Below are 21,365 nucleotides of genomic sequence, written 5' to 3'. Positions count from 1 at the left end.
GGTCAGCGGGTTTCTCTCCAAATTTTGAGTTATTTATAGTGAAAAGCCCTACAGCGAGCTTCCTATACTGCTCGGCCCCTTCGCCCTGCCGGGCCGCTCTACACCGGCACACGGGCCGGCCCACAAGGCCAGCCTGGCAAGCCAACGCCACGCCTATCGGCATGGCCGGCGCTGCACGAAGGTCAAATCCAATAACAAAATGAGGTTGTATTGCTATGCCCGTCGGCAACCACCCTGCCCATGGCGAGACCGCACAAGGCGGCCCGCTCAAGCGTGAACTGGGCGAACGGCACATCCGTCTGATGGCGCTGGGCGCCTGTATCGGCGTCGGTCTTTTCCTCGGTTCGGCCAAAGCCATTGAGATGGCCGGCCCCGCGATCATGCTTTCCTACATCATCGGTGGCCTGGCGATCCTGGTGATCATGCGTGCCCTCGGCGAGATGGCCGTGCACAACCCTGTCGCCGGTTCGTTCAGCCGCTATGCCCAGGACTACCTTGGCCCGTTGGCGGGCTTTCTGACCGGTTGGAACTACTGGTTCCTGTGGCTGGTGACCTGCGTCGCGGAAATCACCGCCGTGGCCATCTACATGGGCATCTGGTTCCCGGACGTGCCACGCTGGATCTGGGCCTTGGCGGCGCTGGGCAGCATGGGCGCGGTGAACCTGATCGCGGTCAAGGCTTTCGGCGAGTTCGAATTCTGGTTTGCCTTGATCAAGATCGTCACCATCATCGCCATGGTCCTGGGCGGCATCGGCATCATCGCCTTCGGCCTGGGCAACGACGGTGTGGCAGTCGGTATCTCCAACCTGTGGAGCAATGGCGGGTTCATGCCCAATGGCGTGACCGGTGTGCTGATGTCGCTGCAGATGGTGATGTTCGCCTACCTGGGCGTGGAAATGATCGGCCTGACTGCCGGCGAAGCCCGCAACCCGCAAAAAACCATCCCGCAGGCCATTGGCTCGGTGTTCTGGCGCATTCTGCTGTTCTACGTCGGTGCCTTGTTCGTGATCCTGTCGATCTACCCGTGGAATGAAATCGGCAGCCAGGGCAGCCCGTTCGTCATGACCTTCGAGCGCCTGGGTATCAAGACAGCAGCCGGCATCATCAATTTCGTGGTGATCACTGCCGCCCTGTCGTCCTGCAACGGCGGTATCTTCAGCACCGGGCGCATGCTCTACAGCCTGGCGCAAAATGGCCAGGCGCCAGCCGTCTTTGCCCGTACTTCGAAAAACGGCGTGCCACGCAACGCGCTGCTGCTGTCCATCGGTGCCTTGCTGCTGGGGGTGCTGGCCAACTACCTGGTGCCAGAGAAGGTGTTCGTCTGGGTGACGTCGATCGCCACCTTCGGCGCGATCTGGACCTGGGTGATGATCCTGCTGGCGCAGCTCAAGTTCCGCGCCGGGCTGTCGGCCGCCGAGCGCAAGGGCTTGAAGTACCGCATGTGGCTGTGGCCGCTCAGTTCCTACCTGGCGCTGGGCTTCCTGGTGCTGGTGGTTGGCTTGATGGCGTACTTCGAGGATACCCGTGTGGCGCTGTACATTGGCCCGGCGTTCCTGGTGCTGCTGACGGTGCTGTACTACGCGTTCCGCCTGGCGCCGAAAGAACTACAGGGTGTAGCCGGTAACGCTTCCTGATGTGAGATAGCCGGGGCCGCTTTGCGGCCCTTTCGCGACACATCCCTGTAGATGCCGTCTTGTGTCGCGAAAGGGCTGCGCAGCAGCCCCAGGGGTCTATCAGGCCGCCACCTCACTGTGCGGCTCGAAGCTGTCCGCCCGCGCCAGCTGCCACATCCGCGAATAGAACTGCCCGTCCACCTCGCCAGTCAGCAACTCCCCCGGCTTCAAGAACACATGCATCTGCGAGAACAGCTTGATTTCGGTAGCCGACACGCGCCGCACCAAGTGCTTGGCTTCCAGTTGCGCGGGGTGTTCCAGGCCGGCCGCTGCGAGCATTTCGGCCAGGGCGCGCAAGGTGTTGTGGTGGAAGTTCACGACCCGCTGGGCTTTGTCCGGGACCACCAGCGCACGCTGGCGCAACGGATCTTGTGTGGCCACGCCCGTGGGGCATTTGTTGGTATGGCAACTCTGCGACTGGATGCAGCCGATGGCGAACATGAAGCCGCGAGCAGAGTTGGCCCAGTCGGCACCGATGGCCAGCACGCTGGCGATGTCGAAGGCGCTGACGATCTTGCCGCTGGCGCCAAGCTTGATCTTGTCGCGCAGGTTCAGGCCGACCAGGGTGTTGTGCACGAACAGCAGCCCTTCGCGCAGCGGCACACCGATATGGTCGGTGAACTCCACCGGTGCGGCACCGGTACCACCTTCCTTGCCATCGACCACGATGAAGTCGGGCAGGATGCCTGTTTCCAGCATGGCCTTGGCGATGCCCATGAATTCCCACGGGTGGCCCAGGCAGAATTTGAAGCCCACCGGCTTGCCGCCGGACAGCTCACGGAGACGGGCGATGAACTGCATCATCTCGATGGGTGTGGAGAACGCGCTGTGGCGGGATGGCGAGATGCAGTCCTCACCCATGAGAATGCCGCGGGTCTCGGCGATTTCCCGGGTGACCTTGTGCTTGGGCAGGATGCCGCCGTGGCCGGGCTTGGCGCCCTGGCTCATCTTGATCTCGATCATCCGCACCTGCGGGCTGCGCGCCTGGGCGGCAAAACGCTCGGGGTCGAAGCGCCCGTCCGCTGTGCGGCAGCCGAAGTAGCCGCTGCCCAGTTCCCACACCAGGTCGCCGCCGTGTTCGCGGTGGTAGGGGCTGATGCTGCCTTCGCCGGTGTCATGGTGGAAGTTGCCCAGCTTGGCCCCTTGGTTGAGCGCGCGGATGGCATTGGCACTCAGCGAGCCAAAGCTCATGGCGGAAATGTTGAAGATCGATGCCGAATAGGGCTGGCTGCACTGCGGTCCGCCAATGATGATCCGGAAGCTTGAGGGGTCGGCCAGCGGGGCCGGGCGCATGGAGTGGCCGATGAACTCGAAGCCAGACTCGTACACGTCGATCAGCGTACCGAAGGGCTTGTCCGACGCTTCGTTCTTGGCCCGCGCGTACACCAGCGAGCGCTGGGCGCGGGAGAAGGGCAGGGCATCGCTGTCGGCTTCCAGCAGGTACTGGCGGATCTCCGGGCGAATGCCCTCGACCAGGTAGCGGATGTTGCCCAGTATCGGGTAGTTGCGGCGTACCGCGTGGCGTTGCTGCAGCAGGTCGAACAAACCGATCAGGCTGAGCACGGCCGTAATCAGGGTGAACGGCCACAGCCATTCATGGTTCAGGAACGGCAGGCTCGCCACGGTGAACAGAACACAGGCGGCAAACACGGCATAGCGACTGAGAAGTGACAGGCTCATACGGGGTCCTTACGATGGCGCGGTCAGGCTCAGGGCCTGGGGCAAACCCCGACCATAGCCCGGTTGCGCAGCGCTGAACATGAAAATCGGGGTATCGAAAATCATTCGCGCAGCAGTTTCTGCCGCCACCGTTGCTGCTCTTCATTCGTCGCTTGCACCAGGTAGGCGTAGCGGTTGGCAACTCGCACTGCCACCGGCACGCCATCACGGTACAACACACGATTGCCACCGGCCGCCGGCACCTTCGCTCCGGGCAGCAGCGACCCGATCAGGTTCAACGGGTCACTGGCGCTGACCACCACCAGCGCGCCCTCCATCTCGCGCCGGCGTACCTGGCGCAGCAGCCCGACCGCTTCGGGCAGGGCGAACTGCTCCCCGGCCAAGCCGGCGATGAAGCGCCCGCCGCGAATCTCGCCGCGCGCCTCAAGCCGGTGGCAGCAGCGCAGCAGCTCACGCCAGGGTGGCAGCACATCACTCTCGCGCTCCAGCAGCCGCCAGCAGATCACGCCATAGCGTCTTAACAGGGTGCGGGCGAGGTGTTCCAACCGTTGCCCGTCGTCCACTTCGGCATTGCCCCTGCGTAACAGCGCCCAGCGCCCGGCGTGCGCCATGCTGGTGGAAATCGGCGCATGGCCGCGCCGGCTGTTGCGCGATGAGCGTTTCGCCGCCGGGGTGATAAGGCTACGCAGCCCGGTAAAGCTGTCGGCACTTGCAAGGCCCGAACCGACCAATTCCTGTAACGCCGTTTCCAGCTCGCTGGGCAACAAGTGGGCTTGCTGGGTCAGTTCGTCGAAGAACAGAGCGCCATGCGCCTGCAATACCTGATGCACACGTTGCGCACGCGGGCTTAGCTCGTCCAGAGCCGGCGCAGGTACAAGGCTGCGCCACAAGCCCAGGTGTTGACGTGGCAACAGCACCAGCGGCGTACTCGCCAGCGTACTGCTCGACACTTTGCCCGCCAGGCGGCTCCAGGCGAACTGCCCGCTACGGCACGCCTCGTCGAGCCAGTGAATGCTGTAGTCCTTGATCCGTGCCGGCAGCAGCTCTGCCTCCCAGGCGCCGGCCGCGGCTGGGAAACCCTGCAACTGCTCAAGCACCTCGGCCACAGCGTGCGGCCCACGCAATTTTTCGTCGGCCGCAAGGTGCTGCCAGTCAAACACAAAGCGCATGAAGTCCTGCAGGCTTACCGGCTCGATCTCTCGGCGCAGGCGTTTGACTGTGTAGCGATGGATACGCGCCAACAGGTGGCGTTCGCACCATTGCCGTTGCACCTCACCTGGGCTGAACTGGCCGCGCAGTACGTAGCCCTCTGCTTCCAGGCGGGCCAGTGCCTGTTCGATGGCTGCCTGCGGCTTGCCCAGTGGTGCGGCGATCTGCGCCAGGGTCAGCGGGCCGTGGCCGCTCAGGCGGGCGCGCAGCAGCTCGCTCAGTGCACTGTCCGGGTCCGGGGCCTGGTCGAAGCCGGGGAGCACGTGGAGGGCGGGCTCCAGACGTGCATCCGGATACAGCGCTTGGAGCAGGCTCAGGCGCTCGCGGGCCAGCCACAGGTGTTCGTCGGGCAAGCGTAACGCCCGGCCCGCCTTGGCCAGTTGCCTGAGCAGCAAGCCCCAGGTCGGGTTGGCCTGGACTTCGTGCTGGCTGATGGCGCCCAGGCTCATCAAGGCTTCGTGCATTTCGTCGGCGCTGCCGGGTTGCGGCCAGGCCTCTGCCTGGACAGCGCTGATGGCATCGGCGTCCAGCGCGCCCAGGTCGTCGCCACTGTGCACCTCGTTCCAGCGTCGGTTGAGTACCGCCTGGGTTCGGCGCTCCTCCAGCGGTGCATCATCAAGGAACGCATATGGCCTGGCGTTGAGGATGGCCGAGGCCAGCGGCGAGGGGGCCGGCAGGTCGCGGCTCAGCAAGCGCACCTGGCCGCTTTCCATGCGCCTCAACAGTGCCATCCAGCCCTCGCTGTCCATGGCTTCGTGCAGGCAGTCGTCGAGGGTCTGCTCGATCAGCGGGTGATCCGGGATTTGCCGTTCACCGGCGATGTTTTCCAGGCAGGCGATCTGGTCGGGGAACACGGCGGCAATCAGGTCTTCGCTTTTCATGCGCTGGATCTGCGGCGCCACCTTGCGTCCGCCGACGTAGCGCGGCAAGGCCATTGCCACTGCCGCGTTCCAACGCCAGCGCACCCCGAACAAGGGCGCATCGAGCAGGGCCTGGATGAGAATGTGCTCGGCGTTGCGGCTGGACAGGTAGCGCCAGACTTCGTCCAGCTCGAAACTGTGGCTGGTCGACAGTGACAGCACGATGGCGTCCTCGCTGGCTGCCGCCTGCAATTCGAAATTGAACGTGCGGCAGAAGCGTTTGCGCAGCGCCAGGCCCCAGGCGCGGTTGATGCGGCTGCCGTAGGGCGAATGGGTGATCAACTGGGTGCCACCGGACTCGTCGAAGAAGCGCTCCATCACCAGCGTGTGTTGCGAGGGCAGGGCGCCCAGCACTTCACGGGTACGCCCCAGGTAATCGAGCAGTTGGCTGGCGCAGGCCTCGTCCAGTGCATAAGTACTTTGCAGCCATGACAGCACTGGGGCGAAAGCGCCGTTACTCAGCCCCAGTTGCTCATCGAGACGTGCCTGCAGGCGGGCAACGGCGGCGGACAATTCGTCACTGCGTCCCGGCGCCTCTCCTAGCCAGAACGGAATGGTCGGCGGCAGGCCGTGGGCGTCTTCGACCCTTACCCGGCCGGGTTCCACCCGCAGGATCCGATAGGACGCATTGCCCAACTGAAAGATGTCGCCAGCAATGCTCTCCACGGCAAAGTCTTCGTTGACGCTGCCGATGTTCAGCGCCTGCGGCTCCAGCAGCACAGCGTAGTCGGCGGTCTCGGGGATGGTGCCGCCGCTGGTGAGCGCGGTCAGCTGGCTACCGCGGCGCCCGCGCAAGGTGCCGCTCACCGCGTCGCGGTGCAGGTAGGCGCTGCGAATGCCTTGGCGTCCGTTGTAGCCTTCGGCGAGCATGCTTAGCAGCGCTTGGTAGTGCTTGGTGTCCAGCTCGGTGTAGGGCGTTGCCTTGCGCAGGCAGTCGAACAATGCCTGTTCCTGCCACGGCTGGTTGCTGGTTTCGGCGACGATCTGCTGGGCCAGTACGTCCAGTGGCGCATGGGGTATGTGCAACTGCTCGAGCTCGCCCTGTTGCACACAGTCGAGCAGGGCCGTGCACTCGATCAGGTCATCCCGCGAGGTGGCGAACAGGCGCCCTTTGGGGATGCCTTCGACCTGGTGCCCGGAGCGGCCGACCCGCTGCAAGAACGCGGCGATGGAGCCTGGCGAGGCGATCTGGCAAACCAGGTCGACATCACCGATATCGATACCCAGCTCCAGGGAAGCCGTGGATACCAGCACCTGCAACTGGCCGTTTTTCAGGCGCTGCTCCGCATCCAGGCGCAGCTCCTTGGCCAGGCTGCCGTGGTGTGCGGCCACGGCCTCTTTGCCAAGGCGGTCGCTGAGGTGGCGGGTGAGGCGTTCGGCCAGGCGCCGAGTGTTGACGAATACCAACGTGGTGCGGTGTTCGCGGGCCAGAGCTGCCAGGCGATCGTAGACCAGGTTCCACACATCCGTGGCCATGACCGCGCCCAAGGGCACGGGGGGCACTTCAAGGGCAAGGTCGCGCTGGCGGGCGTGGCCGATATCGACGATTGCGCAAGGGCGTTGGTGGCCGGCCAGAAACGCTGCCACGCGCTCCACCGGGCGCTGGGTGGCAGACAACCCTATGCGCCGCAGCCCCCGCCCGGTGAGCGCTTGAAGGCGCTCCAGCGTCAGTGCCAGGTGGGCGCCGCGCTTGTTGCCGGCCAAGGCGTGAATCTCATCGACGATCACCGTGTGCACGCCGCTCAGGCCAGCGCGGCCCGAGGCAGAGCCCATCAGCACGTAGAGCGACTCGGGCGTGGTCACGAGGATGTGCGGGGCCAGTTTGCGCATGGCCGCGCGTTCTTTTTGTGGCGTGTCGCCGGTGCGTACGGCAGTGGTGATGCGCGGCGGCGTCAGCCCCTGGTCTAGCAGTGCCTGGCTGATGCCTTCGAGCGGCGCCTGCAGGTTCAGGCGAATATCATTGGACAGTGCCTTGAGCGGCGAAACGTACACTACCTGGGTTTGCGCGGGCAGTTCGCCGTCGTGTTCAAGGCCCTCACGGAACAGCTCGTCGAGCACCGCGAGAAAGGCGCTCAAGGTTTTGCCCGAGCCGGTCGGCGCGGCCAGCAGCATCGATTGGCGGGCGTGAATCAACGGCCAGGCGCGGGCCTGGGCGTCGGTGACCGTGGCGAAATGGCGACGGAACCAGGTGCCGATGGCGGGGTGGAACAGCGCCAGCACCGGGTGCTGTTGGGCAGGCAGGTTCATGAGAAGGTTATGGCGGGTCGCTGGCGGATTGGCAAGGGACCGTTCGTCTGTGAACCCGGCTTGCCGGCGACAGGGCCCCATGGGATCCTCACGGGCTTTAAGAGTGAGCCTGACCATGCCCAACGTTATCCGCATTGCCGCTGCCCTGTTGATCGACCCATTGGGTCGAACCCTGCTGGTACGCAAACGCGGTACTCAGGCGTTCATGCAGCCTGGGGGCAAGATCGATGCGGGTGAAACGCCGCTGGATGCACTGGTGCGCGAACTGCATGAGGAATTAGGGTTGCGCATTGACCCTGCTCGGGCCATCCCGCTGGGCCGTTTCAGCGCACCGGCCGCCAACGAGCCCGGCTATGAGGTGCAGGCCGAGCTGTTCCGGGTCGACAGCGCCGAGGCCGTGGTCCCGGCGGCGGAAATCGAGGAAGTGATCTGGCTGGCCGCTGACCAGGCACCGATGCCTGAGCTGGCGCCGCTGACCCGCGACCTGATACTGCCGCTCTACCGCAAGGCTCTCAGCGTACCGCGCTGACCCCATCGAGCGTGGCGAACGAGGTGTCCTTGGCGGTGAGCAGGAAGTCGCGCATGTAGGGAGCATCGAGCATGTCGGTGCGCACTCCCGCATACAGCGTGGCGAACAGGCCTTTCTCGCCCAGGCGCTTGCCCTTCACATACCCGCGCGAACTGTACTCATGCAGCGCCCAGTGCGGCATGCCACACACTCCGCGGCCGCTGGCCACCAGTTGCATCATCATCACCGTCAGCTCCGAGGTGCGTACGGCCGCCGGCTCGATGTCGGCCGGCTCCAGGAAGCGGGTGAAGATGTCCAGCCGGTCGCGCTCCACCGGGTAGGTGATCAGCGTCTGGTCGAGCAGGTCCTGGGGCACGATGTAAGGCTTGCTGGCCAGCGGGTGCTGGTTGGCCACGGCGAGCATGGCTTCATAGGTGAACAGCGGCACGTAAGTGATGCCGGCAAGGTCCAGTGGGTCGGAGGTCACTACCAGGTCCAGGTCGCCACGGGCGAGGGCGGGCAGCGGCGCGAATGCGAAGCCCGAAGCCAGGTCCAGCTCCACTTCCGGCCAGGCATCACGGAACTGGTCGATGGTGGGCATCAGCCATTGGAAGCAGCTGTGGCATTCGATGGCCATGTGCAGGCGCCCGGCAGTACCCCCGGCCAGGCGGGCGATGTCACGTTCCGCACCACGCAGCAGCGGCAGGGTGGCATCTGCCAGTTGCAGCAAGCGCAGGCCGGCGCTGGTGAAGCGGATAGGTTTGGTCTTGCGTGCGAACAGCGGCAGGCCCAGGCGTTCTTCAAGTTCCTTGAACTGATGCGACAGCGCCGACTGGGTGAGGTGCAGACGCTCGGCGGCCTCCACCAGGCTATCAGCCTCGCGCAGGGCATGAAGGGTTTTCAGGTGGCGGATCTCCAGCACGGCTGACTCCGAGAGCATAATTTGAGTGAACAGAGAATGAGTTGAGTTTCCCTCATGTTGGTCCCGCTGTCGACTGGACCTTGCGCCGCACCACTGGGCGGGCTTCATCAAACTGTCACGGAACTGTGGCAGCGCGCCCGAACGATTTTCATCAGACTCGCGCTCTACTGGGGATCTGCATTCTGGTGTTTCTTTCATGCGGGCTTTTTTGCTTTTTTTCTTGTTCATTGTGAGCGTGCCGGCGAGCTTCGCCGATCAGCGTTGTGACACTCATGTACCGGTCCAGCGGGCCGAAGCAGGCGATCTGAGCCTGGTTTACCAAAGTGTCGGCGCGCCACGGGACCCGGCTTTGCTGCTGGTCATGGGCCTGGGTGGGCAACTGATCCACTGGCCGGATGATGTGGTCGAGGCCTTGTGTCGACAAGGCTTTCGGGTCATTCGCTATGACAACCGCGATGTTGGCCTGTCGCGCTGGAACCAACAGCCTCCCTCGGCCAATCTCACGGTCGAGCTGTTGCGCTACAAGTTCGGCCTGCCGGTTGCCGCGCCCTATACGCTGACCGACATGGCGGGTGACGGGCTGCGCCTGATGGACACATTGGGGATTGGTCAATTCCATGTTCTGGGTGTCAGCATGGGTGGGATGATCGCCCAGCACATGGCTGCAATGGCGCCGGAGCGGGTGCGCAGCCTGACACTGGTCATGTCCAGCTCTGGCGCGGCAGGCCTGCCGGCGCCAGCCCCAGCGCTGGTGCAACTGCTGGCCCGGCGCAGTGCGCCGAATCGGGAAGTGGCCATCGAGCAGCAGGCCGACCTGCTGGCGGCGTTGGGCAGCCCCCAGGTGCATGATGACCGGGCCGCTTTGGTACAGCAGGCCGCGCAGGCCTATGACCGGGCGTTCAACCCTGAAGGTGCCAAGCGTCAGATCATGGCGATCCTGGCCGAGCCAAGCCGGGTAGCGCTGCTCAACCAGCTGCGCGTACCGACATTGGTGGTGCATGGGACGGCTGACCCTTTGTTGCCGGTGATGCATGGGGTGCACCTGGCGGCGCATATCCGCGGTAGCCAGCTGCGGCTGATCCCGGGGTTGGCACATCGGTTCCAGGAGCCATTCAAGGCACCGTTGCTGGGGGCCGTGCTGCCTTATCTGCAGTCACATCGCGAGGACGTGACACATATTGCCGGGTTATGAAAGTGGCGTAGGCCTTCCTCTCGCAGACGTTCAGCCCAGCCCGTACTTTTTCACTTTGTCGAACAGCGTGGTCTTGGCCATGCCCAGCTCCTGGCTGGCCTGGCTGAGGTTGCCGCCGGTGCGTTGCAGGGCATCGCTGAGCAGATTGCGCTCGAACGCCTCTACCGCTTCGGCAAAGCCCAACCCTTGGCTGGCGCCACCGCTCGGGCCTTTCTTGAACGCTGGCAGGCCCAGGGCATAGCGCTCGGCAACGTTGCGCAGTTCCCGCACATTGCCGGGCCAGTCATGGGCCATCAGGCGCGACAGGGTCTGGCTGTCCAGTGTCGGCATGTCCCGGTCGAAGCGCAGCGCCGACTGCTGCAGGAAGTGTTCGAACAGTTGCAGGATGTCTTCACGACGCTCGCGCAGTGGCGGCAACTCCAGGGTTACCACGTTGAGGCGGTAGTACAGGTCGCTGCGGAACTGCCCACTCTGGCCGAGCTGGTCGAGGTCGGCCTTGGTTGCGGCGATCACCCGGCAGTCCACCGCAATGCTCTGGTTCGAGCCCAGGCGCTCCAGGGTGCGCTCCTGCAGTACCCGCAGCAGTTTGATCTGCAGGTTGATCGGCATGCTCTCGACTTCATCGAGGAACAAGGTACCGCCGTTGGCGTGCTCGATCTTGCCGATACGGCGCTTGCCTGCGCCGGTGAAAGCATTGGCCTCATGGCCAAAGATTTCGCTCTCGAACAGGTTTTCCGGCAGGCCGCCACAATTGAGCGCCACAAACGGTTGGTTCTGGCGCCGGCTGAAATCGTGCAGGCAACGGGCGACCAGCTCTTTGCCGGTACCGGTCTCGCCTTCGATCAGCACGTTGGCCGAGGTGTCGGCAACGTTGGCGATCAGCTCACGCAATTGCTCCATGGCGGGCGAGCGGCCGATGATGCGGCCTTCCAGGCTACTCTGTTCGGCCAGTTGGCGGCGCAGGGCCAGCACTTCGCGCGATAGCCCGCGCTGTTCGAGCGCGCGGCGCACCACGTCGACCAGGCGTTCCGGCGAAAAGGGCTTCTCCATGAAGTCGTAGGCACCATTGCGCATGGCGCCGACGGCCATGTCGATATCGCCATGGCCGGTGATCAGTACCACCGGCAGGCTGCGATCGCGCGCCTTGAGGCGGTTGAGCAGTTCCAGGCCGTCGATGCCCGGCAGGCGGATGTCACTGACGACGATGCCGGCGAAGTCATCACCGATCCGTTCCAGCGCCTGTTCGGCGCTACCGACACCCTCGCAGGCGATGTCTTCCAGGGCCAGCGCCTGCTGGCAGCCGAGCAGCACATGCGGGTCGTCTTCAACGATCAGGACGGTAAGAGGCGCTTGGTTCATGGGAGCTCTGCCGATTCATTAGGGGGGGACACCAGCGGCAGGGCGAGAACGAAGGCCGTTCCGCCACTGACAGGGTGCTCGACGTTGAGGCTGCCCTTGGCGGCGGCGGCAAGGCTCGCCGACAGGGTCAGGCCCAGGCCCAGGCCGTGTTCGCCCGGTTTGGTGGTGAAGAAGGGTTCGAACAGGTGCTTGCGCGCCTCGTCATCGATGCCATGGCCATTGTCGCGTACCCGCAGGCGGTACTTGTCGCCTTGCAACTCGCCTTCCAGCCAAAGCTCAGGTGCCGGCTGGGCAGCCATGGCGTCCAGGGCATTGCCGATCAGGTTGACCAGAATCTGCTCCAGGCGGGTCTGGTCAATGGCCAGTTGCAGGTCGTCGAACTGGCTGTGCAGCTTCAGGTGGCAGCCACTGATGCGACTGGCCAGCACCTGCAAGGTGGCCTCCACGGCCTTGGCCAGCGATGCCTGGCCGCGGTCGTCACCACGCCGGGCGAACGAACGCAGGCTGGCGGTGATGCGGCCCATGCGGTCGATCAGTTCGTTCATGGTGCGCAGGTTGGTACTGGCGGTGTCCAGCGCGCCGCGCTCGAGAAAGCGTACGGTGTTGCCGGACAGTGTCCGCAGCGCCGCCAGCGGCTGGTTGAGCTCGTGGGCGATGCTGGTGGACATCTGCCCGATGGCTGCCAATTTGCCGGCCTGAACCAGTTCGTCCTGGGCGTGGCGCAGGGTTTGCTCGGCGTGACGGCGTTCGCGGATCTGCCCCTTGAGCCTTTCGTTGCTGGCGCGCAGGTCGGCGGTGCGCTCGGCAATGCGCCGCTCCAGCTGGCTGTTGGCTTCTTCGAGCGCTTCGCGTGCAGCCAAGCGGGTGGCGATCACCTTGCGCCGCTCGTTCCAGGCGATACCCAGGATCGCCAGCAGGGCGAACGCCACGCCTACCAGAATGCCTTGCACCATCGATTCGCGGCGCAGGTCCTGCAGGGGAGTGAGCAGGGTGAAATGCCAAGGGGTATCCACCAGGCGCCGGGTTTGCGCCAGGTAGGCCACCTCCTGCGCTTTGCCGTGGGCGGTTTCACTGTTGGCCGGGAAGGTCAGCTTCTCTACGCCATCGGCCAGCGTCTCGCGGGCCAGCGGCTGCAGCTCGTTCAACGGCCACCAGTAGTATTGCAGGCTGCGCGCCAGGCGCTCCTTGATCTGCGGGGTCATGGGGCGCACCGATTTCAGGCGCCGCGCCGGGTCGCTGGAGAGGATGATGATGCCGTTTTCGTCGCTGACGAACGCTTCCAGGCGGGCGCGTTGCCAGCGTTCTTCCAAGGTGTCCAGGCGCACCTTGATCACCGCCACACCGATGATCTTGCCGTGTTCTTCCAGGCCATGGGCCAGGTAATAGCCGGCCTCGCCGGTGGTGCTGCCAATGCCGTAGAAACGGCCCGGCTCGCCGCGCACGGCGGTCTGGAAATAGGCGCGGAAGGACAGGTCTTCACCGAGGAACGAGTCGGCATCGCGCCAGTTGCTGGTGGCCTGTACCCGGCCATTGGTATCGAGCACGAAGATAGCCCGGCTGCGGCTGCGGCGGTTGAGGCCTTCGAGGTATTCGTTGACGGCCTGGCGTGAGCCGCCGTCTGGGTCGGTGAGCAGGTGCGAGACGCTGTCTTCCAGCTCCAGCAGGCTCGGCAGGTAGGTGTACTTGCTGATTTCACTCTCGACCGTACGCGCGTGCAACTCCAGCTGGCGCTCGCCGTTTTCACTCAGGGCGCGTATGCCATTGCTTTCGCTGATCAGGTAGCCAGCCAGGCCCAGCCCGACCATCAGCAGGATGATCAGGGGCGGCAGCAGTAATTGGCGGATCAGGCGGGATTTCACGGCAGGCTTGGCAGGGAGAAGTAGCGAGGGGTCGCATTTCATCACAGTGGCCTTGTCACGACCAGCATCCGCTGCCCGGTGGGGCCCGGGGCAGCAGATACTGTGGCCGGCTTAGTGTTGCAGGATCTTGCTGAGGAAGTGCTGGGTGCGTTGGTCGCGGATACCCTGGTCACCGAAGAACTCTTCCTTGGTGCAGTCTTCGATGATGCAGCCCTTGTCCATGAAGATGACCCGGTTGGCGACCTTGCGGGCGAAGCCCATCTCGTGGGTCACGCACATCATGGTCATGCCTTCGTTGGCCAGCTGCACCATCACATCCAGCACCTCGCTGACCATTTCCGGGTCCAGCGCAGAGGTCGGCTCGTCGAACAGCATGACGATCGGGTCCATGGCCAGGGCGCGGGCGATCGCCACACGTTGCTGCTGGCCACCAGAGAGCTGGCCGGGGTGCTTCTTGGCATGGGCGCTGAGGCCGACCCGTTCGAGCAGGGCCAGGCCCTTCTTGGTGGCCTCCGCTTCGCTGCGGCCCAGTACCTTGCGCTGGGCGATGGTCAGGTTCTCGGTGATGGTCAGGTGCGGGAACAGCTCGAAGTGCTGGAACACCATGCCGACCCGCGAGCGCAATTTGGGCAGGTTGGTCTTGGGGTCGGCAATCGAGGTGCCATCGACCACGATGTCGCCCTTCTGGAACGGCTCCAGGGCGTTGACGCACTTGATCAGCGTGGATTTACCAGAGCCCGAAGGGCCGCACACCACCACCACTTCACCTTTCTTGACCTCGGTGCTGCAGTCGGTCAGTACCTGGAAGTCGCCGTACCACTTGTTGACGTTCTTGATGGAAATCATACGGTGATCCTTTTTTGCAGGCGCTTGACCAGCCACGAAGCGGAGAAGCTGATGAGGAAGTAGACGACCCCGGCGAAGATCAGGAACTCATGGGAGCGCCCGATGATGTCGCCGTTGGAACGTGCCGAGTTGAGGAAGTCCACCAGGCCCACGGTGTAGACCAGCGAGGTGTCCTGGAACAGGATGATGCTCTGCTGCAGCAGCAGCGGGGTCATCTTGCGGAAGGCCTGGGGCAGGATGATCAGGCGCATGGTCTGGGCGTAGTTCATGCCCAGTGCCTGTGCCGCGCCCATCTGGCCTTTGGAGATCGACTGCACGCCGGCGCGAACGATTTCGCAGAAGTACGCGGCCTCGAACATCATGAAGGCGACCACGCAGGAGGTGAAGGCACCCACCGGGGTGTCCTCGCCGGTGATCCAGCGCAGCACGAACGGCACCGCCAGATAGAACCAGGTGATCACCAGCAGCAGCGGGATCGAGCGGAAGTAGTTGACGTAGGCACCGGCGATGTTCGAAAGCAGCTTGTTCGAAGACAAGCGCATCAATGCCAGGAGGGTGCCCAGCACGATACCGCCGATCACGCCCATGACCATCAGTTTGAGGGTCATGACCATACCTTCCCAGAGGGCAGGCAGGGCCGGGATGATTTCGCTGAAATCCATTTCCATTTACTTGCCCCCCACGGAAATCAGGCCAGGCACGGCGACTTTCTTCTCGACCAGACGCATGAGCAGCATCAGGCCCATGTTCAGGGTGAAGTAGATCAGCGTAGCCAGGGTGAACGCCTCGAACAGGTTGGCGGAAAACTCAGCGGTCTGCTTGGTCTGTGCCAGCAGCTCCATCAGGCCGATCAGCGAGGCTACCGAAGAGTTCTTGAACACGTTGAGGAACTCGGAGGTGAGCGGCGGAATGATGATCCGGTACGCTTGAGGCAACAGCACGTTGTTGTAGATCTGCGGCAAGCTGAAGCCCATGGCGCGGGCGGCAGCTTCCTGACCGCGCGGCAGTGCCTGGATGCCGGTGCGTACCTGTTCGCAGACGCGGGCAGCGGTGAACAGGCCCAGGCAGATGACCACACTGATCAATGCCGAGGTGGTCGGGTTGAGGTCCTGCTTGAACCATACCTGCAGGCCCTCAGGCAGCAGGTCTGGCACCAGGAAGTACCAGATGAACAGTTGCACCAGCAGCGGCACGTTGCGGAACAGCTCCACGTAGGCGGTTGCGATACCCGATACCAGGCGGTTCGGCACGGTACGCATGACGCCAAGGAGCGAGCCCAGCAGCAGCGCGATGATCCAGGCGGAAATGGCGATGGCGATGGTCCAGCCCAGGCCGGTGATGTACCAGTCCAGATAGGTTTCGCTGCCCACGCCGGTGGACTTGAAGAACACGCCCCAGTCCCAGTTGTAATTCATCGGGATTTCCCCTCAGACGGTTGTTTCACGGGCACCTTCGAGCATCCGGGGGCGCTTGGCGCCCTCGGATGAAAGGTTAGACACTAATGAGTGGCTTGCAGCGTTGATTCGTGCGCTTGCGCACCAGGCCACTAACTGAGGATCAGGATTTCTTCTCGTCTGCGGCCTTGTCGGTCGGCTCGGCGATCAGCTTTTTCAGTTCGTCGCTCATCGGGAACTGAAGGTTCAGGCCTTTTGGCGGAATCGGCTGCTGGAACCACTTGTCGTAGCTCTTGTTGACTTCGCCCGACTTGAAATAGCCCACGATGGCATCGTCGACGGCTTTCTTGAAGGTCTCGTCGCCCTTGCGCATCATGCAGCCATAGATCTCGTAAGACTGTGGCGTTCCGGTGATGACCCAGTCCGCAGGCTTGCGCGCTTTGGCCATTTCACCGGCCAGCAGGGCGTCATCCATCATGAAGGCCACGGCTCGGTTGCTTTCAAGCATGTTGAAGGCTTCACCGTGGTCCTTGGCGGAAATCACGTTCATCTTCATCTGCTTGTCGGCGTTCATCGCCTTGAGGATGCGCTCGGAGGTGGTGCCGGCGGTGGTCACCACGTTCTTGCCGGCCAGATCCTCGAAGTCTTTATAGGACGGCTGACCATCCTTGACCTTGGTCAGCAGGCGCGTGCCGACTTCGAAGATACCCACCGAGAAGGCGACCTGCTGCTGGCGCTCGACGTTGTTGGTGGTGGAGCCGCATTCCAGGTCGACGGTGCCGTTCTGCACCAGTGGGATACGGGTTTGCGAAGTGACCAGGTTGTAACGGACCTTGATGTCAGTACCCAGTTGCTTCTTCAGGGCTTCGACCACTGCCAGCTGGATGTCATGGGAGTAACCCACGGGTTGCGGCTTGCCAGCCAGGTAGGAAAACGGAATGGAGGAGTCACGGTGCCCCAGGGTGATGGTGCCCGACTCCTTGATCTTCTTCAGGGTGCCGGTCAGCTCTTCGGCCATGGCGGGCGAAGCGATGACTGCAGCCGCGATGGCGGCCCCCAGCAATTGACGAACGATACGCATCAAATTTTCCTCGACGTGTTTGTTTTTTTTATGGAGCCGTTGGCGGACTCTTTCGTTCAACGCATGCAGCATGAAGCGTTGTGCATTCGGCTTCCAAGTGTAGAGCATGACTCGTGCCAAGCTCTCACAATGATCATAACCCCGCGAAAAGCCTGGGCATGAACCCTATATGAAGGTTTTTGCGCAAAGCTCCGTGGTCGGAACGCCGAATGAGTGCCTCTATTGCGTTCGGCAATCCGAACGGTGGGCGCCTCGCAGAGTCCGTGGCGTCAGCTTTAAATAACACCCCTGCATGAAAAGCACATGTTGAGCTTGCTGCCTCATTATCAGGAGCTCATTTCGTGTCCGTCATTGCGATCCCTTCCGATTCCGTCGATGCCTTCATTGCCCGCCAGCTTGCGCCCTGGCTGAGAACCAGCAATGTCGATCTCCTTCTGACCTTTCACAGGGCCCTGCGTTTTGAGCAGGACGCCGCTGAGCGCGTCAAGAACAGGTTGGCAAGCATTCCCAGCCTGGAGGCCTTTGCCTCGCCATTGCTCGAACAGGCCATGCGTGCCAAAGGCCTGGCCAACGTCGATGTGCGCAGCATGCAGGTCTGCATCGAGGACGATGTGCCTATGCCCAGCGCAGCGCCACACCTGCATACACCCTGGAGGACACTGCACAGTGCGCAATCCTTGTTGACGGCGGCGCTGCACAACTTTCATGAAAGCGAGACCACGCCGTCGCTTCATCGCCGAGCCTATCTGCAGGACGGCCATGGGGTACGGCTGCCGCTGGCGTTCGAGGTGTTTGCCCGCTGCTGCAGAGACTTGGATATTGGCGGGCAGTATCAGCAACTGCTGCGCTCGCAACTGTTCCCCAAAAGCAGGCCCACCGCGCCGGAGAATTTTGCCCGTTTAGCGGTGCAGCGCATGTTCGAAGAAAGCCTGCGCGCCAAACTGGACGTTGCCGTGCGTATGGCAACGATCAAGTGCGAACTGGACGAAGAGGACTACCTGCGCTTGTTGCCCCTCTTCGCAAGCAAGCCCATCGTGCCGGCGGTACCGGGTGTTGTCACACCTCGCCAGTTGTTTCTGTTGGGCAAGCGTATCCATGGGGTGGTCACCCTGGAGTTGCGCGAGAACGCCGAAGGGCCACTTTTGGGGGTCGTCAGCTGGATACCGCAGGACCCATATCGTCCGATGGCCAGGCATGCCTCCTGGGACGCCTTGTACCAGTCTTTGGCCAAACGGCTGCGTGCGCCTCATTACCGGTCCTTTTTCAGGAGATTCATCAGTGAACGTGACCGACCAACCTTCACCGCCACCCTGGAGCGCCTGATCAAGGCAAGCAGCGCGCGAGTGCCAGCTGTTCTGGATGGGCGTAACTTTGCGATCGATACGCCCTTGTTCGGCTATTTACGTGGCTTGCAGGTCGACAAGATGCTTGACGATGCAAGGATCCTGGCGGTACCCACCGGCGACCAAACTGCTATCGAGCGCCATCAGCGGCTTGAGGCTCTCGAAAGTGCGGGGCTCGATGCCCTGAACCTGGCTGCACTGTTCATTCCGGTGTTGGGGCAGGTGATGTTCGCTGTGGCTGCGGTAGATGTGGTCAGCGAAGTCTACAAAGGTTACGCCGATTGGCGGATAGGCGACCGCCAGGGCGCACTGGATCATCTGTTTGGCGTGGCGCAGAACCTTGCTGTCGGTGCCGTGGTCGGCGTCGGGGTGGCAGGCGTGGGCCGGCTGCTTGAACGGGTTCCGTTTGTCGATGCGCTCACGCCCCTGCACGAAGGCGAGGGTCGGTTGAGGCTGGCTCACCGGCCGGTCTCGGCTCACTATCTCGATGGCGGAGGGGAGCTGTTGCGCAGGTTTGGCGGGGACTTTGCGCAAGCATCTGACCAGACCGCCGAGACGGTACTTCGCCTGACCGGGTTTGAGCACAATCAATTGCGCCATCTGCACTTGCAGGAAGCGCCTGCTCCTGCCCGGCTGGTAGAGGCTTTTGCACGTCACGAGTGCCTTGAACTGGATCCTGACCTGCGGGGCGCCGCTCTCGAGCGGGAACTGGCAGCTCGGCAAGGGCCGCCCTCTGCTGCTGGCGCCATGCTGATCAGGATCTTCCCAGGTCTGTCGGTGCGTTGCGCTGAAGAAGTTCTTGGGCTGGCAAGCGGTGAGCAAATCAAGGTGCTGCTGGCCAGTGGCCGTGTACCGCTGGCAATGGCCGAGCGCGCACGCTGGTACTTGCAGGAAAGTCGACTTGACCGAGCATTGATGGGGTTCGAGCACCCGGGTGCGGTCACTGCCGATACCCAGCGACTGTCTCTGGAGTTGATCGATGAACTGGCTCCCTGGCCGCCGTCGGTGCGTATCGAGCTGCGCCTGGGAGAATCGGGCGGTCGCTTATTGGCGGCAAAGGGTGGCAGCGACGCGTCGCGAATCAGATGTGTCATCCAGACCGACCAGGGTTATCACTTGAGTGATGCCACCGCGTTAGCCCCTGCCCAGGGTTATATGCCGTGCCTGCTCCTTACCCTCGAGGAAAGCCAGAAAATGGCGCTGGGGGGTGATCGGATGACGGCCCGTGAGCTGGGCGAAAGGCTTTCTCGAAAGGCCAGCGCTGATCGGCAGAAGTCAGCGAAGTTGATGGGCCTTGAACCTATCGCCGAGCGCTATCGACCGCCGCGACGAATTGCCGACGGTCGTATCGGCTATGTGCTCAGTGGCGGTGGCGAGAGCAGCCGCCAAGCGATCCGGCGTGGCATACATGATATTTTCCTTACCTTGACCGATGCGCAACTGGACGCTTACATACGCGACCTGATGCACCGCCAAATCGGGCTCTGGGACCACCTCAGCCGTCTTCAGCAGCAGTTGGAAAGCCTGCGTGGGGCGCTTGAAGCCTGGCGGCGACAGCGCGTGGGCTTCATGGATGGGCTCCGACGAGAACGCATAGCCAATCAGATCCGTCGCGCCTGGCGGCGCAAGACGGCAGGCCTTGCCGGTGACGATTACGTCCTGCATCTCGATGGTGAGCAGGTGGGCAGCTTGCCGAGCCTTCCGGCAGACATCGAGTTCAGCCATGTTCGGCGTTTGACCTTGCGCAACATGCGCCTTGAGCAGGTAGATGAAGATTTTCTGCGCAGGTTCACGCATATTCGCGAGCTGGATCTGCGGGACAACGAGCTGACCACCTTGCCGGTTGGCCTTGAACGCCTTACTGAACTGCGGACCCTGCGGCTGTCGGGTAATCGGATTACCGTTGATGATGCTGGCAGTCAAAGGCTGGCAAGCCTGACGCTGCTGCGGCAACTCGATCTGAACTATAACCCGTTGGGCCAGGCGCCTGATCTCTCAGGGTTGCGCAACTTGCGTGAAGTGTCGCTGCGAGCAACCGGGCTGCAAGGCTTGCCAGACGATGGCCTGATGCCCTGGAGAGGGTTGGTGGATGTTCGCGAGAACCAGATACGCCAGGTGAACGGGCACTTGCGCAGCCTTAGCGATCGACTGCAACGAGTCTCAGTGCATGACAACCCTCTGGATGAAGCGAGTCAGGAACTGCTTGCCAGCAGCAGTGTTGCGGCCGCTCAACGTCGTCACTCCTACCAGCACGCCATCGCCGACAACACCCTGCTCGATCGTTGGGTGGGTGACGTAAACGACGATGTGCGCATCCGGCGCGCGCAGGTCTGGACAATGCTGTCCGAGGAACCCCAGTCTGCTGACCTGTTTCGCTTTCTGGCAGATTTCGCAGGCTCGGATGACTTCCTCGATCATCCGCGTTACTACCGCGCAAGGGTATGGCGGATACTCGAGCTTTGCGCGGACAACACCGATGTGCGCGAAGCCGTGTACTGGCAGACGCAAGGGCAAAGGACGTGCGAGGACCGGCTGCTACTGATCCTCAGTCAATTGGAAGTCAATACCCATATTGCCTTGCACACCGCAGGCGAAGAAGGCGCGCGGGCCGAGGCGACCTTGTTGAGGCTGGGGCGCTCGCTTTATCGCCTGGACGCTGTGGACAGTATTGCCGCTCGGCATATCCAGGAAATGCGCCAGGACCCTTTCGCCGCTGTGGATGATATCGAGGTTTACCTCGCCTACCGGGTCCACTTGGCTGAAATGCTCGACCTGCCGGCGCAACCCCGGCATATGAATTACTTTGAGCACAGCGGTGTTACGCGCACACGGATCATGCGGGCGGGCAATACCGTCATCGCCGGTGAAAACATCGACGTGTTGAGCAATGCACTGGCACAACGAGAGTTTTGGCAAGGGTTTGTGCGCAATCTCAATCCCGAGCGCTTCGAAGCCCTGGCCGCGCCGTATCATGAACAGCTGGAAGCCTATGAGCGTCAGGCTGGCGAGTCGGGTGAGCAGCAGTACCTTGAGCACGCTGCGGCATTGATGGAAGCGCTCAATAGCGAGGAACGGGCCCTTTACCTGGCATTGGCAAAAGAGGCGTATGGGCGGGAAGCCTGAGCGTAGGGC

The 21,365-nt window shown here is 62.9% G+C and carries 13 protein-coding genes; 4 read left to right on the top strand and 9 right to left on the bottom strand.

Annotation, left to right across the window (positions count from 1 at the left end; genetic code table 11):
- The first annotated feature begins 215 nt into the window (after positions 1-215).
- Positions 216-1,634 carry an amino acid permease gene (locus ACEWE8_RS18645; RefSeq protein ID WP_115273707.1) on the top strand — a complete coding sequence of 473 codons (1,419 nt, stop codon included), beginning with the start codon at positions 216-218 and terminating at the stop codon, positions 1,632-1,634.
- A gap of 99 nt (positions 1,635-1,733) precedes the next feature.
- Here the strand turns inward: ACEWE8_RS18645 and ACEWE8_RS18640 are convergent, their stop codons facing one another.
- On the bottom strand, positions 1,734-3,353 hold the full coding sequence (locus ACEWE8_RS18640; protein WP_046787779.1) for an FMN-binding glutamate synthase family protein: 1,620 nt from the start codon (positions 3,351-3,353) through the stop codon (positions 1,734-1,736).
- A gap of 101 nt (positions 3,354-3,454) precedes the next feature.
- Entirely contained in the window at positions 3,455-7,729 is a 4,275-nt protein-coding gene (locus ACEWE8_RS18635) for a DEAD/DEAH box helicase (RefSeq protein WP_046787778.1), read from the bottom strand.
- Positions 7,730-7,844: 115 nt separating this feature from the next.
- Between ACEWE8_RS18635 and ACEWE8_RS18630 the strand changes: the two genes are divergently transcribed.
- Positions 7,845-8,258, top strand: coding sequence for an NUDIX domain-containing protein (locus tag ACEWE8_RS18630; RefSeq protein ID WP_046787777.1), 414 nt, complete (start codon positions 7,845-7,847; stop codon positions 8,256-8,258).
- Here the strand turns inward: ACEWE8_RS18630 and metR are convergent.
- Positions 8,242-9,159: a transcriptional regulator MetR gene (metR, locus tag ACEWE8_RS18625; protein ID WP_012313012.1), complete on the bottom strand. Its 918-nt coding sequence runs from the start codon at positions 9,157-9,159 to the stop codon at positions 8,242-8,244. The two genes, ACEWE8_RS18630 and metR, sit on opposite strands and share 17 nt — an antisense overlap.
- A gap of 196 nt (positions 9,160-9,355) precedes the next feature.
- Here metR and ACEWE8_RS18620 point away from each other — a divergent pair, with 196 nt between their 5' ends.
- Positions 9,356-10,351, top strand: coding sequence for an alpha/beta fold hydrolase (locus ACEWE8_RS18620; RefSeq protein ID WP_046787776.1), 996 nt, complete (start codon positions 9,356-9,358; stop codon positions 10,349-10,351).
- A gap of 30 nt (positions 10,352-10,381) precedes the next feature.
- On the opposite strand, the gene ACEWE8_RS18615 is transcribed toward ACEWE8_RS18620, so the two are convergent.
- From ACEWE8_RS18615 to ACEWE8_RS18590, 6 genes are all read right to left on the bottom strand, one after another.
- Positions 10,382-11,710 (bottom strand): sigma-54 dependent transcriptional regulator, encoded by a 1,329-nt coding sequence (locus tag ACEWE8_RS18615; RefSeq protein WP_046787775.1) that lies wholly within the window; start codon positions 11,708-11,710, stop codon positions 10,382-10,384.
- Positions 11,707-13,611 carry an ATP-binding protein gene (locus tag ACEWE8_RS18610; RefSeq protein WP_046787774.1) on the bottom strand — a complete coding sequence of 635 codons (1,905 nt, stop codon included), beginning with the start codon at positions 13,609-13,611 and terminating at the stop codon, positions 11,707-11,709. The genes ACEWE8_RS18615 and ACEWE8_RS18610 overlap by 4 nt, the downstream gene beginning before the upstream one ends.
- Positions 13,612-13,680: 69 nt before the next feature.
- Positions 13,681-14,415 (bottom strand): amino acid ABC transporter ATP-binding protein, encoded by a 735-nt coding sequence (locus tag ACEWE8_RS18605; protein ID WP_046787773.1) that lies wholly within the window; start codon positions 14,413-14,415, stop codon positions 13,681-13,683.
- Positions 14,412-15,083, bottom strand: a complete 672-nt coding sequence (locus ACEWE8_RS18600; RefSeq protein ID WP_012313017.1) for an amino acid ABC transporter permease — start codon at positions 15,081-15,083, stop codon at positions 14,412-14,414. The genes ACEWE8_RS18605 and ACEWE8_RS18600 overlap by 4 nt, the downstream gene beginning before the upstream one ends.
- The gene (locus tag ACEWE8_RS18595) at positions 15,084-15,830 is read right to left on the bottom strand and encodes an amino acid ABC transporter permease (RefSeq protein ID WP_046787772.1); all 747 of its coding nucleotides are present in this window, start codon (positions 15,828-15,830) and stop codon (positions 15,084-15,086) included.
- Between the two features lie 142 nt (positions 15,831-15,972).
- The gene (locus ACEWE8_RS18590) at positions 15,973-16,890 is read right to left on the bottom strand and encodes a glutamate/aspartate ABC transporter substrate-binding protein (protein WP_046787771.1); all 918 of its coding nucleotides are present in this window, start codon (positions 16,888-16,890) and stop codon (positions 15,973-15,975) included.
- Positions 16,891-17,231: 341 nt separating this feature from the next.
- Here ACEWE8_RS18590 and ACEWE8_RS18585 point away from each other — a divergent pair, with 341 nt between their 5' ends.
- Entirely contained in the window at positions 17,232-21,356 is a 4,125-nt protein-coding gene (locus tag ACEWE8_RS18585; protein WP_395589343.1) for an NEL-type E3 ubiquitin ligase domain-containing protein, read from the top strand.
- Positions 21,357-21,365: the final 9 nt, after the last annotated feature.

It is taken from the genome of Pseudomonas sp. TR47, from assembly GCF_044143025.1.
Taxonomy (GTDB): Bacteria; Pseudomonadota; Gammaproteobacteria; order Pseudomonadales; family Pseudomonadaceae; genus Aquipseudomonas; species Aquipseudomonas putida_E.
This window is presented reverse-complemented; position numbering and strand designations above follow the sequence as displayed.